The sequence below is a fragment of the Limnoglobus roseus genome (genome assembly GCF_008254045.1).
Classification (GTDB): Bacteria; Planctomycetota; Planctomycetia; order Gemmatales; family Gemmataceae; genus Limnoglobus; species Limnoglobus roseus.
On sequence record NZ_CP042425.1, the window covers coordinates 5507734 to 5523573 of the forward strand.

Genomic DNA, 15840 nt, shown 5'->3' on the forward strand with positions numbered 1-15840 from the left:
GTCGTTGAGGACACCGCCGCATGAGATGTCCCACGCGGGTGTGGGGCAAGAAGCCACGCCTTCTCCCGAAGGCTTGGGGCCGTTCCTTCTTGGGGCCGGTCGATGATGGCTATGGGCCGCGAGCCCGTTTTTTTAACTGACCACCCCTACGGCTCACCCGCATGAGCCGCGAGCTCGAAGAGGTAGATGCCGCTCGGCCCAATCGCAATGGAGTCCCAGCACGACGACCGGACGGTTCGCGTGCGCATACCGCCGCCGTGCGTTCCGTGCCGCGAGGCCCCGCCCGTACGAGGGCCTCGCGGCACGGAACGCACGGGCCGAAGGGAGGTCGGGATGAGGTTCATCGGGTTGGACCTGCACAAGAAGATGCTCGTCGTGTGCGCCCTGGACGACCGGGGCCAAGTGCTGTTCCGCGAGACCGTCGAGTGCCGCCGCGAAGCCCTGGAGGCGTTCGCCCGTGTCAAACTCCAGGCGACCGACCGGCTGGCCGCTGAGGCGACCACCAACACGTGGGCGGTAGCCGACATCCTCCGGCCGTTCGTGGCCGCCGTCACCGTCGGAAACCCGCTCCAGATCAAGGCCATCGCCCAGGCCAAGGTGAAGACGGACAAGATCGACGCCGAGGTGCTGGCGCACCTGCTCCGGTGCGACTACCTGCCGACGGTCTGGACGCCGGACGCGGCCACCCAGAAGCTGCGGCAGCTCACCACCGTCCGCGGCGGGGTGATCGCCGACCGCACCCGCATCAAGAACCGCGTCCAGAGCCTGCTCGCGCAACTGCTCGTCGTCCCCCCGGTCAAGGTCGTGTTCTGCCGCAAGGGGGTGGCCTGGCTTCGGGCCGTCGCGCTGCCGGCCGAGGTGCGGTCGGCCGTGGACCTGTACCTGCGGCTGTACGACGCGGTGGACGCCGAGCTGAAGAAGATCGACGACCAGCTCATGGGGATGGCGTACGACGACGGCCGGGCCAAGCTGCTCATGACGTTGCCCGGCATCGCCCACGGCGTCGCCCTGTCGCTGCTCGCCGCCCTCGGCGACATCGGCCGGTTCCCGGACGGCGACCACGCGGCCAGTTACCTGGGGCTGACCCCGCGGCTACGGCAGTCGGCCGGCAAGCGGCACTACGGCGGCATCACCAAGGCCGGGTGCCCGCAGACCCGCGCCATGCTCGTGCAGGCCGTCCAGGCGGCGTCCGACCACCCCGGCCCGATCGGGGCGTTCTTTCGCCGGCTGCGGAAGAAGAAAAAGTACAACGTGGCGGTGATCGCCACGGCCCGCAAGCTGGTGACCATCGCGTACCTGATGCTCAAGCACAACGAGCCGTACCGATACGCCAAGCTGGATGTCGTGAAGAACAAGCTGACCGACTGCCGGCGGAAGGCCGGGTCGGCGAGCCGCTCGGAGCACGAATCGGACGGGAGCCGGCTGAACGACCTGTACCGGGAGCACGGGCTGCCGGCATGCCAGCCGCCGGCGGCGTGGTCGGCCGGCGAGCGGCGGGGCCACGCCGACCCGGCTGTGACGGCCTTCGCGGAGGAGGCCCACGGCCCGCCGGCGAAGAAGTCGCGATCGAAGCGGAGGGCATCAACCACGTCCGAGTAGCGACACGATCCTCCTCTTCCGCGAGGGTGCGGCCCGCCGGGTGGCGGGCCGCACGCGGTCGCCTTTTTTTATCACTTGGCCCGTGGCAGCAACCGACGTGACGTGGGCATCGGATGCCGGATGAAATCCCGCAATCCGGAGAGACTACGCTTGACAGGGTTCAGAGGTAGCCCCCAGGCCGAGGGCCCTCGGCCCCGGCGTCCACGCGACTGAAGAGCGCCGCCAGGGACAGGTCGAGGGCGGCGGCCAGCCGCTCGACGTTCACCAGGGACAGGTTCCGCGTCCCCCGCTCGACGTCGCTCAGGTACGTCCGGTGGATCCGGGCGGCCGCCGCCAGGCCCTCCTGGGTCAGCCCGAGCTCCTCCCGCCGGGCCTTGACGGCGAACCCGAACCGCTCCCGGACGTCCGCCCGGCCCTTCTTTTTCCCCATCCCCCGACGATGGCAGCGTGTAGATGGGGATGAACGCTGGTTGCCGGAGAGGGTGGGTGTGGTCACCATCAACAGGACCACACCTTCGAGGACCAGCCATGCCCGCGGCAACGACGACCGGCCCCGTTTTCGTGGGCCTGGACTACCACACCCTGTCCGTCCAGGTGTGCGCCCTGGACCGCGGCGGCCGCGTGTTGCTCAACCAGAGTTGCGCGAACGACTGGCGGGCCATCCGCGACGCCGTCGCCCGGTTCGGCACCGACGTGCGGGCGGCCATCGAGGCGTGCAGCGGGTCGGCCGATCTGGCCGAGGAACTGGTGACCAAAGCCGGGTGGCTGGTCGACCTGGCCCACCCCGGGTATGTGGCCCGCATGAAGGGCAACCCGGACAAGACGGACTACTCGGACGCCAAGATGCTCGCCGACCTGGAGCGGGTCGGGTACCTGCCCAAGGTGTGGCACGCCCCGGCCGAGGTCCGCGAACTGCGACGGCTCGTCCGGTACCGCCAGCAGCTCGTCGGCGAGCGGCGGAACGTCAAGCTGCGGATCGGGGCCCTGCTCCGCGACAACCGGGTAGCCGCCCCCGAGGGCGTGAACCCGTGGACGGTGGCGTGGCTGACGTGGCTGACCCGCGACGCCGCCCTGAGCGAGCAGACGCGGTGGGTGATGGACCGGCACCTGGGCCGCCTGAAGGCCCTGGCCGGCGACGTCAAGGCGGCCGAGCAACGCCTGGCCCAGGTCACCGCCGAGGATGCCCTGGTCGTGAATCTGCTGACGATGAAGGGGATCGGCCTGGTCACGGCGGCCACCATCCGGGCCGAGATCGGGCGGTTCGACCGGTTCCGGACGGGCAAGCAGGCGGCCCGGTTCTGCGGGCTGTCGCCGCGGAACGCGTCGAGCGGCCAGAAGCAGGCCGACGCCGGGCTGATCAAGGCCGGCAACCCGCAGCTGCGGGTCGTGCTCATCGAGGCCGCCCACCGGCTGGTGCGGTACGACGCCCGGTGGAAGAAACTGGCGGCCGACATGAAGGGCCGGGGCAAGCCGGGGAGCGTGGTGGCCGCGGCCGTCGCCAACCGGTGGGTGCGGTGGCTGTTCCATCAGGTGCAGCCGGTGAAGGCGGCGGCGTAACGAGCCAAGAGCTGGCGAGGAGAAGAGGAGAACCACTGCGAGCCCGCGGTGTGACGACGCGCTCGGTCTAGTCCTGGGTTGCCGACCCGTCGGCCACTCGACTGTAGTTGGGGCAGTCGTCACCCGCTCGGAACCGACCCACTTGGGCTACGGGTTCACCCCGGATGCTCGGATCGAAGACTGGGCTGCACGCGGTGGCTTGAACGAATCGACTCGCTTGCTGTTGACAATCGGCCGGCGTTCATCGAAGACTATCCGTGTATCGACGATGAGTGACATTCGGCCGATCCCGCCGCCGGCCGTCGGCGGCCGGTCCCCGGGCGGGGGGGACCGCGCGGGGGACGGCCGCCCGCCGCGGGGGGATGGTTATGGCCGACGGGTCGTGGTACTACGCCAAGGGCGGGCAGCGGCTCGGCCCGTTCACGTTCGCCCAACTCCAACAACTGGCCGGGGCCGGGGCCGTCGCCCCGGACGACCCGGTGACGCGGGACGGCGACGCGGGGGTGGCGCCCGCCGCGGCCGTGCCCGGTTTGATCACCCCGGCCCCGCCCGCCGCCCCGCCGAGCGGGGGCCTCACCGCCGCCTGCCCGAAGTGCCGGGGCCGCGTCGCCGAACCGGTCGACGCGTGCCCGCACTGTGCGTACCCGCAGGCCCCGCACCGCGCCCGCGAGCCCGGCCGGGAACTTGTCCCGTGCCCCGGGTGCGGCGTCCGCAATGACCTCCGCCGGCACTACTACCCGATCGGCGACTGCCGCGGGTGCGGTCGCCCGCTCGCCGACCTCCACCCCGACCGGGTGTTCGACCACCGGGTGAACTCCGCCTACCAGGACTACCGGGGGTGGCGGGCGGGGGTTCAGTGGGTCGTTCTGCCGACGGCCGTCGCCCTCGGTGCCCTCGCGCTCGTGGCCCTCGCCGGGGCCGCCGTCCCCGGCCGGAGGCCCGGACCCCTATTCGCCTTCGGCGGGGCGGCCGGGGTGCTGGCCGCCGACTACCTCCTGCCCGCCGCGTACTACCTGGCGTTCGTGTGCGGCCGCCGCACCCTGCCCGCCCCGCACGCCGGCCGCGCCATCACCCCGGCCGAGTGGTGGGCGGCCGGCCGCCGGGCGGACGAGGTCTACCGGGCCTTATCTCCCGCCGGCCCGGCGGCCGGGCGGGGGTGGCCGTGGTGGGTCTACGCCGGGGCGGGAATCGCCATGCTCGTCGCGGCGGCGTACACGGACGCCGACGCCGAGGCCAACCGGCGGGCGGTGGCGGGCATCGTCGCGGCGGCCGACGCCGCCCGGGCCGGTCAGGTCTCTGCGACCAAGGCGGAGGGCCTCTTCACGCACGAGATCCGCCTGCAGAACGACGGGCCGGACGCGTTCGGCGGGTGCGACCTGACCGTGACCGTGTCCTTCTCGTCCGGCCGGCGGAAGACGGTCGACCGGTCCTGGGCGGGGTGGGCGGTGGGGGAGCGGAAGTCAGTCGGCGTGCCCGCCGACGGGCGGGTGGACCGGGTCGTCGTGGCCGGCACCGTGACCGACCCGGCCACCGGCGCCCCGGGGCGATTGGAGAAGACCTTCGACTGGCCCGCCGGCCGGCGGTAGGGGCGGTCGGGGAGGCCGCGGGCGCTCACCCCCGCCCGGCGTCCGGCGGGGACGGGTTCTCCGACTGCCGACTCTTCCGGGCTCGCTTCAGGGCCTTCTTCACGGCCTCCAATTCCATCGGGTTTCCCGGGTGGAGGCGGTTCCACCGCATGCGGACTCGGGTCGGGCTCCGGTGCGTGTCCGCCGACGGGTCCTCGTACATCCGCAGGAGTTGGTCGTCCCGGTCGGCCCACTGCCGGCGTCGCGCCGGCGGGCTCGACCGCGGCACCAGCCCGCCCTCGAGGGAGATCCAGGCCTGACGGTACCGGAATGGCGGGAGCGAGTCGCCGAACGCCGCCTGTCCGTCCCCGGTGCCCCGGAACAGGGTGGCCCGGTCCACTCCGAGTTCGGCGAGGGCGTCCCCGACGGCTGACGGCCAGAAGTCCGCGCCCGGCGAGTCGTCATCGAAGTAGACCTCCGCCACCGCGTCCCCCAACGCACACCACGCGGCGGTCGCCGGCACGCGCCCCCCGAGCCACTCGCGGACGCCCGCCGCGAGCCGATCGAGGACGGCCGCCAACGACTCCCCCGCCGCCCGGTCCGGGCACTGCCGGCGGCGGATCAGCTCGGTGCCGAGCGCGTTCAGTTGTTCGGTCCACGACGTCCGCACGGAGCTACCCGGCGCCGGCCCCGGCCAATCGTCGTACGCGGCCAACAGGCGGTCGAACGCACTCCGCGCATCCCCGTACCCCTCCGCCGTGCCGCACGCCTCGGCGTACTGGAGCGTGATCACGGCCTGGCGAAAGCGGAGCTCCAGGCGGTAGGGCCGCAACTCGTCGTCGGTCATGGTGTCCCCTCCCGTCCCCCAGAATTCCCCCGCCGTTCCCCGCCATTTTACCCGTTCCATCGTCCCCCGGACGGCCCGTACCATGTCACACATCACACCGTTTCCGCGGCCGTCTGCCGGCGAAGGCCTGGGCGAGGCGCCCCGACGGGGGCGCCCAGACGCATTCCCAAACCGAGGGTTCAGGCGCCGGCGGCCCGGCCGGGCGACCGGACGCGGCGAACGCAACGGGGGCGACCGAATCGCCCCGAGGAGGGCTTCATGCGACTGACGGTGAAACAGGCGGCGGAGAAGGCCCAGGTCAGCCGCAGCCTGGTGTACGGCCTGCTCCGAACCGGGCGACTGAAGGCGTTGCGGATCGGGGTGCGGGGGAGGGGGAAGTGGCTGATCGAGGTAGAGGAGCTCGACGCCTTCCTGGAGTCGTGCCGGGCGGCGGGCCCGCCGCCCGCCGCCCGGCCGCCGCTCAAGCACCTCCGCTGATCGCCTTCCGCGCCGCGTCCCGCATGTGCTGCACCTGCTCGGCGAGGTGGCCGTACGTGCTCGACACCATCTCCGTGCTGGTATGCCCGAGTAACTCGGCGACCTGAGCGACGCCCACACCGTTCACCAGGGCGTTGGTGGCGTAGGTGTGCCGGACGTTGTAACAGACGAAGTGCTTCAGGTGCGGGAGCTTCGCCCGGAGCCGGAGGAACCGGCACCGGATGGCCTGGCGGGTGAACGGGGTCTTCTTGCGGGGGCCGCGGAACAGGGGCCCGTTCGGCTGTTCGGCCGCGAGCGTGCGGCTGAGTTCGACCATGGCCGGGGTGAGGTAGACGACGCGGGGCTTGTGCGTCTTCTTCGCCGTCTTGTGCTCGGGCAGGCGCCACACGCCGGCGGCGAGGTCGACGTGCTCGGCCCGAACGCGGGCCACCTCGGACGGCCGGCAGCCGGTTTCGAGCAGGGCCTGCACGAACCGCTTGAACGCCGTGTCGCGGATCGCACCTACGATCTCGGCGACTTCTTCCGGGGTCAGGATTCGAGTACGCCGGTTCGCCCGCCCGGCCTTGACCTTCCGTAGCGGGTTGGGGGAGAGCACGCCTTGCAGGTCAGCCCACGAGTACGCCGACTTCACCGCGATGATCGCGTGGCGGCGACCGCCCTTCCACGAGGGGTTGTCATCGAGCCAGCGGGAGACGTGGAACGGCTTGATGTCGGCGGCGAGCAGCGTGCCGTATGCATCGGTGAACGACTGAAGGAAGTGCTTGTAGTTGTCGTAGGTGACGCCCGCGTGGTGCGTGTGGCTGTGTTCGAGGAACAGCTCGCACAACATGCGGACGACGAGCTTGTCGGTCTTCGGCAGGTTCGCCGGGTCGGTCGCCATCAGCTTGTAGAAGGCGTCGAGGATCGGCGGCGGAGGAAGCCAGCCGGATTTGGATTTCTTGGGGGGCGGAAAATCGGCGGGGTGATCGCCGAGGCGGACTTGCTTGCCGTGATGCTCGACGTACCAAGCGTCGAGGGCGGCGCGATACCAAGGCTTTGGCTGACGCATCGAGTAAACCTCCCGTGAAGCACGGGTGAGCCGGAAGGCTTACTCTTGGCCCCTCCCTCGTGTCACCGGGGGAGGGGTTTTGCGTTACCCTGCATCATACCCTGCACAAGATCTTTTGCGACTGCGTGTGCGTTTCTCGCAAAAGCCTTGTTTTTCAGGGTTTCCTCTAAGTCGGGCTGACAGGATTCGAACCTGCGACCTCTTGGTCCCGAACCAAGCGCTCTACCAAGCTGAGCTACAGCCCGTTGTCACATGGAATTTAATAGAGACACGCCGCGGTTTGTCAACAGCTTCTTGTCGCAAGTTCAAAGCTACTCCTGAATTCTTTCTGGTCTCAGTACTTTCCAATTGAGTTAGGCCATTTCGTCACGAGGTAAGGTGCTCTGGGTAGGTGATAGGTGGCGGTCCTATTTTCCTCCCGACGAAGACTGATGATGAGCCAACGCCACGAGATCTCAGATGCCGACTGGGACCGGATCAAGGGCTACCTGTCCGGCCAGCGCGAGCAGCAGGACAACCGGCGGTTCGTCAACGCCGTCCTGTGGATCGCCCGCACCGAGGCCGCGTAGGCCGAGCGGCTCGGCAACGGCCATTCGTCCAAAGCCGTGCCGGGGGACTTTGGCCCGATCCCGCCGGGCATGTCCCGCGACCGGGACGGCTTGTTCGAGCCGTCGCTCGTCGCCGAGCACCAGCGGCGGCGGACAGGTTCGACGACGTGGGCGCGGTGGGGAGGGTGTCCCTGGCGATCGACGAGGCGTCGAAGGGGTGGGTGACGCCGTTCGTGGGGCGGATGGCGGCGTGGAACCCCTTCGCCATCGCGTCCGCGAGGCGAACCGCCTCTCAGCGGCGAGCGACGGCCCGGACGCCGCCCACTTTCTGGAGGAGTATCCCCTGACCCGGGATGACATGGGCGGGAAGTGGTCGCGGCGTTGGCCACGGAACGGCACCGGTTCGTGGCCAACGCCGCGACCGCCGGCCTGCCGGAAGGGGCGTTGGGACTGTCGATCTTGGAAGGCGAGATCCGCCAAGACCTGGCCGGCGGGGCGCACTTCGAGCCCCGGGCCGTGGCCCAGCTGACCGACGGCGACCTGTTCGCCACGATCGACTCGATCGAAGTCGTGCCCGTCGCCCCGCTCACTGCGGCGCACGGGGTCGTTTATCCGTTCGGCATCGACGGCCGGTTGTGTTGGAACCCAGCGTCGAACCGCGTCGCGTTCGGATCCCGGAATTCCAGATCGGCTGCCGCGCCGATCTGCGCGAATAACTCCCGCGCCCGGCGGCGGTGGACATCCGCCGTCGGGTCATCGGGGGGCAGGCGTCGGGCCAATTCGGCGTGGGCTTGGGCTTGCTCGTACGGCATGCGGTATCGTTCGGCTGCGGCCAGGCTCTTACGCCAGGAACGAAGGGCTTTCGCGTGATGTCCTTTCTGCCACTGGTAACGGCCGCGGACCAAGTGCGAAGTTGGTTTTCCGATCGGGTACATCAAACTGAACTGACTGAGAACTGTGCAGAGGTGCGACATCCGGCGGTCCATCTCGGGCGCCATCGCGGGGTTGTCCGTCCAGAGACCCAGGTAAACCTCGGCCAGCCCCCGGTACGCGGGTGGAAGGTAGTGCGAAATCTGGTTCGTTCGCGAGATGATCGCTTCCGCCTGTTCGCAGGTTTGCTGGGCGAGAGCCTTCTCGCCCCGTCGCCATTGCGTGACCGCTAGCACACCGTAGCCGAGAATCTGGTCGGCGAGTGGGATCGTCGGGTGCGCCTGGAGGCAACTCGCCAACGCCGTCTCCAACGGCAGCCACACCGCGGCGTCCGCTTCAAGTGCCAACAGGCACGCCAGCCGCCAACTCAAGCCCCAGACCTGGACTTGCGGGACCATCTGGAGCGTGCCGACTTGACGAATCTGTTCGGACAGTTCGGCGCTGGCTCGATAGTCTCCCTTCCGCGATAGGGCGTTGGCCAGCGTGAACGCGCTCTCGTACCACCGACGGCGCTCGCCGATGCGGGCGGTGATCGTCATCGCCTCCCGCAAGTTGTCCTCGGCCTCTTCCCAGGCGCCGACGGTCACCCAATAGACGCCGCGGATGAATTCGACGTAGGCACTGCACGACTGTTGCCGAACCCGTAAGGCCATTTCCCTCGACCGCCGCGCGTAAGCCCGCGCCGATTTGTGCATGAACAGCAGACCACAGAATACCGCGGCGTGGGCGTAGTTCCGCGCGAGTTCGGGGCACTCGCCGACGGTTTCGGAGAGGTTTAGCGCCCGGAACGCGGCGTGGATCGACGGCACCTTCGCGTTGTTCAGGTAGTAGATTTGCACCAGTCGCTCGTAAGCTCGCGCGGCCTCGATCCGTTGGGTGGCCTGGTTTTTCCCGCGACCGAAGAACCATCGCGGGAACGCCCGGTGGACGCGCTGTTTCGTGAACTCCCAGAGACTCGCCGCGACGAACCCCGTGCCGGTGCGCGGCGACGGGTAGCCCAGGAGATTGAGCGCGATCGTGAAATGCCGAAGGGCCGTGCCGAGGTCGCTCAGGTTGTAGTGCGCCTCCGCGAGTTGCCGCTGCCAGCACGCCCGGCGGAAGAGATCGGCCTTCGATCCCGTGGCCTCGTCGAGAGAGATTGCCTGCGTAAAGAACGTCACCGCCTCTTCGGGGGCGCAGTCCCGCATCGCGCTCTCGCCGGATTTTTCGAGGTAGTCGATGGCCTTCGCCACGCGGTCCGTGTTCGACCAGTGCTTTGCCAGCAGCGGGAAGTAGGGCGACAGGTCCGCTTGGTGGTGACGCTCGTACCACTCGGCCACGATCTGGTGCAGCTTCTTCCGCTGGGCCGGCGGCATCATCTGGTACGACACCTCCTGCGTGATGACGTGCTTGAAGCTGTAGGCCAGGTCCGGGGCCGGCGTGTCGAGCATGGTGAGGCTTTGCGACGTGAGCGTGTCGAGGTGGCGCTCCAGGTGCGGCCGGTCGTCCTCGATCGGCGAAACGTCGTGCAGCAAGTTCCGGGTGAAGGTCCGGCCGATCACGCTGGCGACTTTTAGCGTGAGTTGCTCCTGCGGGGCGAGGCGGTCGATCCGACTGGTGACGACGGCCTGCACGTTGTCGGGGAAGGGGAGGGTGCGGAGGTCGGCTTCCGAAGCGACGACGCAGCGCCCGTTCTGAATCCGAATCTTGCCGGTGTCGCGGAGCGAGTAGGCGAGTTCCTCGATGAAGAACGGATTCCCCTGGGCTTTCGCCCGCAGCAACTCGGCCATCGACTCCGGCACGTCCGTCACGCCGAGGCGGCGCTTCACGAGGGCTAAGCTTTCCTCCGCGGACATCGGGCCGAGCGGGAGGCGGTGCGTCGTGCCGGCGGCCGCGATCGGAACGAAATCCCGCGGCAAGGGCTCCAGCAACGGGCGGGTCACGATGACGATCAATAGCGCGGGCACCTGTTGGCTCGCTTGCCGCAGCAGCGCCCACGAAGCCGAGTCGAGCCAGTGGCAGTCTTCGAGGATCAATTGCCGCGGTGCCGCTTCGGTTTCCCGCTGGAGCAGTCGGATCAGCAGCGCGTTCGTGTTACTGAGGCGGACTTCCCCCGTCATCTCGGCCGTCAGCGGCGAGTCGGGGAAGTCGAGTGAGAGAACCCCGTTCAACAGCGCCGCGCGCGATTCTAACTCGGGGTCGAACTCCAGCAGTTGTAAAACCTGTAGGCATTGTTCTTCCGTCGGCTCACTGGCGTGGAGGTCGAAGAGTTGGCGGAAGATCGACCGCCACGCAAAGTACGGCGTCGAGCGTTCGATCGCGAGGGCGGCCCCGAGCCAGGTCGTCAGTTCCAGTTTGTGGGCGATGCGGAGGACGTTCGCGACCAGCGTGGACTTGCCGATGCCGGCCTCGCCCTCGATCAGCACGACGGCCGAGGCGCAGTCTTCGAGCGTCTTTTGGGTGATCTCTTCGAGCTGGCGCTGTTCCGCAGACCGCCCGACCATCTGCTGCGAGCGCTTCAAGTCCACGACGTCTTGGGCAACTCGGAGCGGCCGGAAGACGGGGGTGGGGTGGGCCTTGCCTTTCAACGGGATCGGCGGGAGGACGTTCCATTCGAAGCGGTCCTGCGCGAACTTATAGGTCCGCTCGTCGCACAGGATGCCGCCCTTCGCCGCTTGCATCAGGCGGGCCGACAGGTTGACGAGGTCGCCGATGATCGTGAACTCGCACCGGACGTCGCTGCCGATGACGCCACAGAAGACGCGACCGCTCGTCACGCCGACGGAACTGGCCCACCCGAGTTCCGTCAGCTTCGCGTGGATCGCGAGCGCGGCCAGGGTACCGCGGAGCGGGTCGTCTTCGTGCGCGAGCGGCGGCAACCCCAGCGCGGCCACGAACGTCACGCCCTTCTCGTCCGTGCTCAGCTTGTTGACACTGCCTTCGTAGTGGTAGAGGGCCTCCTGGAGCGCCACCATCACGGCTTGCGACTTCGCCAGGGTCGTGCGGAAGGTTAGATCGGGCAGGTTCACGAACAGCACGGTCAGCCGGCGGATTTCCGCGAGCCACCCGCTTTGTCCCGCCGCGAGCCGACGGTGAATGGCGGCCGGGATGAAACCCAGCAGGTTCGGGACGGCTTCGGGCGAGACGGTCGGGACCGCCAGCGGTATCGGCGGTCGAGTCCCGGAAACGGCATCGAGGCGTGTGAACTCGGGCGTGAGGGCCGTGCCCGTGGCCGAGTCCTGGAGCAAGTTCCAGGCTTGCTGGCCGAGGACGACCCAACCGGTTTCGCCGACGCCGGCGGCCATTGTCGCCTCGACAACCGGGGGGCCGACGACGACGAACTCCCACCGCTGGTAGACGCCGCCGATGCTGACCGCGGACAGCGGGCCCGCCCCCACGCCCGCCCGGAGGGACAACCGCTGCCCCGCTGCCGCCGCGAACGTCGTCATCGCGGCTTGCACCTGCAAACCGCAATTCGCGGCAGCGCGGGTGACGCCGGTAAGTTCGTGTTGGGCCTGTACGGGCCAGAACGCCAGGAGCGCGTCGCCGGCGAACTTCACCACATCGCCACCGTTTTCGACGATCACCTCGATGAGCTTGCCGAAGTACGCATTAAGAATCTGTGTGAGTTCCTCGACGCCGTCGGCCCCCTTCGACGCCAGCCGTTCGCTGAGCGCGGTGAAGCCGGAGATGTCCGCAAACAACACCGCACCATACGACGCCTCCGCCGAGGCCGATGGGGCCGTGCCCGTTATCAGGTGGCGGAGCAGCACGGCGGGCACAAACCGTGAAACATCTTCGGGGCGGGCCAGTGCGGTCATAGTCGGTCGGAACGGGCGACCCATCGCCGGTGAAAGGATTCGGGCACATCCAAAATCAGTCTGATGGGAAGGGCCGCCCGGGTCAACGAGAATTGCGAAGGCATGAACGATCAGGCGTCCTGAACCGGGATGCGGAAACAGGTGGCGCGGGTCGCCGGCGTTACTCGCTCACCCCGGCTGTTCCAGCAAGACCTCCCACTCGACCGCAATGACGCCGGTCCGCAATTCGAGGTCCTGCTCCAAGTCGGCTACGGCCGCGTCGTTCCGGGCCGGGAGTGTGACGTGGACCAGCACCGACGCCTGCTTCCGCCGCTTCGAGTGCTTCGACTTCACCGTGCCCACGACCCAACCCTTCCGCGCCTCGATTCGGCGGCGGACCTCGTCCTGGACGTCGCCCCGCTGTTTGCCCTGACAGATCACTTTCACGAGATACGTCGTCTCACCACCCATGGCCCGGACCCACACGTCGACCCGCCGCGCGAGCGGGCGGACCCCGACGTTGATCCCGAGCACCAGGGCCGCCCCGATAACGCCCTCAATCGGGAAACCCATCCCGGCCAGCACCCCGACGGCCGCGCTGCACCAGAGCGTCGCCGCGGTGTCAATGCCCTTGACGTTGAGTCCCTCGCGGAGGATCACCCCGCCGCCGAGGAAGCCGACTCCGGAGACGACGTAGGACGCGACTCGGGTCGGGCTGTTCGTATCCCCGGCGAGGCGGGAGACCGCGACGAAGATCGCCGCACCGAGGCAGACCAAGGCGTTCGTTCGCAACCCGGCGGGGTGCTGGCGGACTTGCCGCTCCAGCCCGATCAGGCAGCCCATGATCAGCGCGATCGTGCAGTCGATGAAGAAGGTGGTTGTGGTCATTGTTGGCCTGAGTATTTATGCAACTCTGGGTGGTAAGTCTTCCGCGGTGCAGCTCGTATGATCCACCGCACGACGAACGGATGCCGAGCGGTCGCTTTCCGTGATTGACGGGCGCTCTCGCTCGGCATCCAATCGGCCACGGTCAAGGGCCGGCGAGCGTGTCGGCCGGGTCGGGTTTCACGTCGAACGCCCGCACTACCACTGATCCGCCGCCTGGCAGGGGAATGAGAACTGCGTCGGTGAGAGGCGGCTGGCCCCAAGACGGCACGTCGGCGGGTTCGCCATCCCTCGAATCGGCGGCTAGCACGATCAGGAGAGCGGCTGACCGCTTCCACCCCAGCCCCAACAGTCGCGCGATCGCGGCTTCCGTTCGCGCCTGCCAATCCTCGTTCCGGCCGTTTCGGGCGGGCGCCACCACGAACTCGGCGAACAGCCACAGATGGTGCCCCGGATCGCCGACGCCGCCGACCCGCAGGCCGCCTCGTGCTGCTGATGGCCGACCGTCGGCCCCGGTCACCCCTTCGCTGCCGTAGGTCGGGCGGAACTCAACTTCACCGAATCGGCCGCCGGCCGACCGGCAGGCCAGGTACGCCTCGCCCTCCAGCCACCCGTCGAACGGGGCGTCGGTCGCCACCAAGTGGGCGAGGTCCGCTGCCTGCCCCGCCAGGCGTGCGCAGACGGTGTGGAATACATCGGCCGCGAACCCGTGCGTGTCGTCCATGGAAAGATGCCACTCCCCATCGCGAAAGGGTTCACTGTCCGCCGGCCTCGCGTTGGCCGACGGCAGGCCACCGGCGAGGCTCGCGATCTCGCACTATTTCTTCGCGTAGCCCTGCCAGAGCCACTCCAACGCCTCCGGAAGAGTCTGCCGGGTGACCTTCCCGTCCGTGTGGCCGGCCGCCTTCGCGAAGACGTAGCGGTAGTGGTACCCCTTCGCCTTCAGGGCGGCGGCCATCCGCTGGTTCGCCAGCACCCAGTTGTGCAGGCTGGCCTCGTCCCGCTTAGACCCGTTGTCGTTTTCGCTGACCTCCAACCACACCCGCAGCGGCTTGGCCTCCGCCTTCGGGATCAGGTTCTCGTGGTACTCCCACGCCCCGTGCGGCGACTTCGGGTTCAGCGGCGATTGCTGATTCACGTATGTCCCGGAGTACGTCAACACACGGTGGTACAGGTCCGGGCGGAACCAGGCCATCGTGAACGCGGCCGCCCCGCCGGAACTCCCGCCCATCGTCGCGCGGCCGTCCGGGTCGGTCGTGAACTTGACCCCCGCCTCCTTCGTCGCCCGCGGGAGAACCTCGGTTTCGACGAAGTTGGCGTACACGTCCGACACGGTGTCGTACTCCAGCCCCCGTTGGCTGCCCTGGGCGTCGCCCCCGCCCGAGTCGATCAGGATGGCTGCCATGACCGGGATTCGCTTCTCGTGGATCAGGGTGTCGAGTGTGGGGATGAGCGACTTGACGTACCCGCCGCCGTCTTGGGCGATGATGAACGGAACCGCAGTGCCGGCGACGTACTGCTTCGGGACATACACCCACACCTTCCGCTTGTACGGGACGACCCCGGGCTGCCGTTTGGCGATGCCCGGGTAGATCTTGGAGTCCTCGGAGTTCATGACGAACGGGGTGACCGTGCCCCGCGGCACGCCGTCCTTGACGGCCAACTCTGGGGCGTCCTTGTAGCCTGGGCCGATGACGACGTCGCCGTCCGCGAACTTGTCGCCGGCCGCTTTCGGGTCGTCGTTCTTGGGCAAGTTCGGCACGAGTTTCGGGTCGTAGGTGGACTCCTTCGCGACCTGGATCATGGTGATCCGCATCTTGGTCGGGAAGAACTTCTCCGGGTCGGTCCGCTTGTGCGCGTGGCCACTGCCGCCGCTGTCATCCTTCATCACCAGGTGCATTTCCTTGATGCCGTCCTCCCAGACGATGTTGTCGTTCTGCCAGAAGGAGGTCATCTTCACGTCCTTCTCGTAGACGCCCTTCTCCTTGTAAAGGTCGGTGCCGGTGCAGCCGTAGCCGGCCTTTTGCCCCTTGTTCGGGATGTAGCACAGCGTCCAGGTGGTCGGCGCGCCGCCCTCCGGCTTCTCGATCACCTCGGCGCGGATGTGGACGGTGCCGTTGCGGTAATCGACCGGGTTGGTCCAGTCCTTGGGGCGGTCGGCGTTGAGCATCTTGTCGCGGACGTAGTAGTGCGACTTGCTCGGCTTAGAGTTGTCGGCGTCGTCCTTGGTGAAGGTAAAGGTGGCGTCGAACAGGACGAACTGTTGCGCGTAGCCCCTCGGGCCGGCCAGCAGCAGTGCCAGAGCCGCCAAGGCGAACGCGGAACAATTCGAACGCGGGAATCTTTGATTCATAATGGACTCTCCGAGTTGTCACCGGCGACGTTCTGCCGGCCGGCTCATCGCCACGGTGGTCAGGGCAAGGGTTGAGCCAGGGGTGGACACGATGCTTGTTTATTCGGCACGCCGGAACAATCCAACACCCGCCGTCCGGAGACTGTATCGTCACGGTAGTGGCGTTCACAGCCGACCGATATCAGGGCCGTACGAGTCGATCTTCGCCGGGCTGAGGGCCGGTCATTCCCGCGGGTGAGACGTGGGCCCAGA

At 68.3% G+C, this 15840-nt stretch carries 12 protein-coding genes and 1 tRNA gene; 5 read left to right on the top strand and 8 right to left on the bottom strand.

What is annotated here, in order from left to right; genetic code table 11:
* Window positions 1–333: 333 nt before the first annotated feature.
* A complete protein-coding gene (locus PX52LOC_RS23295; protein WP_168219071.1) occupies window positions 334–1599 on the top strand; it encodes an IS110 family RNA-guided transposase in 1266 nt (421 codons plus the stop codon).
* 160 nt (window positions 1600–1759) lie between these two features.
* On the opposite strand, the gene PX52LOC_RS23300 is transcribed toward PX52LOC_RS23295, so the two are convergent.
* Window positions 1760–2029, bottom strand: coding sequence for a helix-turn-helix domain-containing protein (locus PX52LOC_RS23300; RefSeq protein WP_149112344.1), 270 nt, complete (start codon window positions 2027–2029; stop codon window positions 1760–1762).
* A gap of 98 nt (window positions 2030–2127) precedes the next feature.
* On the opposite strand from PX52LOC_RS23300, the gene PX52LOC_RS23305 reads away from it, so the two are divergent.
* Window positions 2128–3156 carry an IS110 family RNA-guided transposase gene (locus tag PX52LOC_RS23305; RefSeq protein ID WP_149109721.1) on the top strand — a complete coding sequence of 343 codons (1029 nt, stop codon included), beginning with the start codon at window positions 2128–2130 and terminating at the stop codon, window positions 3154–3156.
* Between the two features lie 368 nt (window positions 3157–3524).
* Window positions 3525–4742 carry a DUF4339 domain-containing protein gene (locus tag PX52LOC_RS23310; RefSeq protein ID WP_168219161.1) on the top strand — a complete coding sequence of 406 codons (1218 nt, stop codon included), beginning with the start codon at window positions 3525–3527 and terminating at the stop codon, window positions 4740–4742.
* A 25-nt stretch (window positions 4743–4767) separates the two neighbouring features.
* Here PX52LOC_RS23310 and PX52LOC_RS23315 read toward each other — a convergent pair whose 3' ends face one another.
* Window positions 4768–5568, bottom strand: coding sequence for a hypothetical protein (locus PX52LOC_RS23315; protein WP_149112346.1), 801 nt, complete (start codon window positions 5566–5568; stop codon window positions 4768–4770).
* A gap of 258 nt (window positions 5569–5826) precedes the next feature.
* Here PX52LOC_RS23315 and PX52LOC_RS23320 point away from each other — a divergent pair, with 258 nt between their 5' ends.
* Window positions 5827–6045, top strand: coding sequence for a helix-turn-helix domain-containing protein (locus PX52LOC_RS23320; RefSeq protein ID WP_149112347.1), 219 nt, complete (start codon window positions 5827–5829; stop codon window positions 6043–6045).
* Here PX52LOC_RS23320 and PX52LOC_RS23325 read toward each other — a convergent pair.
* Together PX52LOC_RS23325 and PX52LOC_RS23330 are read right to left on the bottom strand one after the other, a co-directional pair.
* Window positions 6029–7093: a tyrosine-type recombinase/integrase gene (locus PX52LOC_RS23325; protein ID WP_149112348.1), complete on the bottom strand. Its 1065-nt coding sequence runs from the start codon at window positions 7091–7093 to the stop codon at window positions 6029–6031. The two genes, PX52LOC_RS23320 and PX52LOC_RS23325, sit on opposite strands and share 17 nt — an antisense overlap.
* A 171-nt stretch (window positions 7094–7264) precedes the next feature.
* Window positions 7265–7338, bottom strand: a tRNA-Pro gene (locus tag PX52LOC_RS23330).
* A gap of 186 nt (window positions 7339–7524) precedes the next feature.
* Between PX52LOC_RS23330 and PX52LOC_RS23335 the strand changes: the two genes are divergently transcribed.
* Entirely contained in the window at window positions 7525–7662 is a 138-nt protein-coding gene (locus PX52LOC_RS23335) for a transposase (protein ID WP_149112349.1), read from the top strand.
* A 587-nt stretch (window positions 7663–8249) separates the two neighbouring features.
* On the opposite strand, the gene PX52LOC_RS23340 is transcribed toward PX52LOC_RS23335, so the two are convergent.
* The 4 genes from PX52LOC_RS23340 to PX52LOC_RS23355 form a co-directional block, all read right to left on the bottom strand.
* Complete coding sequence (locus PX52LOC_RS23340) at window positions 8250–12332, bottom strand: adenylate/guanylate cyclase domain-containing protein (protein WP_168219162.1); 4083 nt, start codon at window positions 12330–12332, stop codon at window positions 8250–8252.
* Window positions 12333–12539: 207 nt separating this feature from the next.
* Window positions 12540–13238 carry an MgtC/SapB family protein gene (locus PX52LOC_RS23345; RefSeq protein WP_149112351.1) on the bottom strand — a complete coding sequence of 233 codons (699 nt, stop codon included), beginning with the start codon at window positions 13236–13238 and terminating at the stop codon, window positions 12540–12542.
* Window positions 13239–13380: 142 nt separating this feature from the next.
* A complete protein-coding gene (locus PX52LOC_RS23350; protein WP_149112352.1) occupies window positions 13381–13959 on the bottom strand; it encodes a hypothetical protein in 579 nt (192 codons plus the stop codon).
* A 93-nt stretch (window positions 13960–14052) separates the two neighbouring features.
* Window positions 14053–15588 carry an alpha/beta hydrolase gene (locus tag PX52LOC_RS23355; RefSeq protein WP_218575143.1) on the bottom strand — a complete coding sequence of 512 codons (1536 nt, stop codon included), beginning with the start codon at window positions 15586–15588 and terminating at the stop codon, window positions 14053–14055.
* Window positions 15589–15840 lie beyond the last annotated feature (252 nt).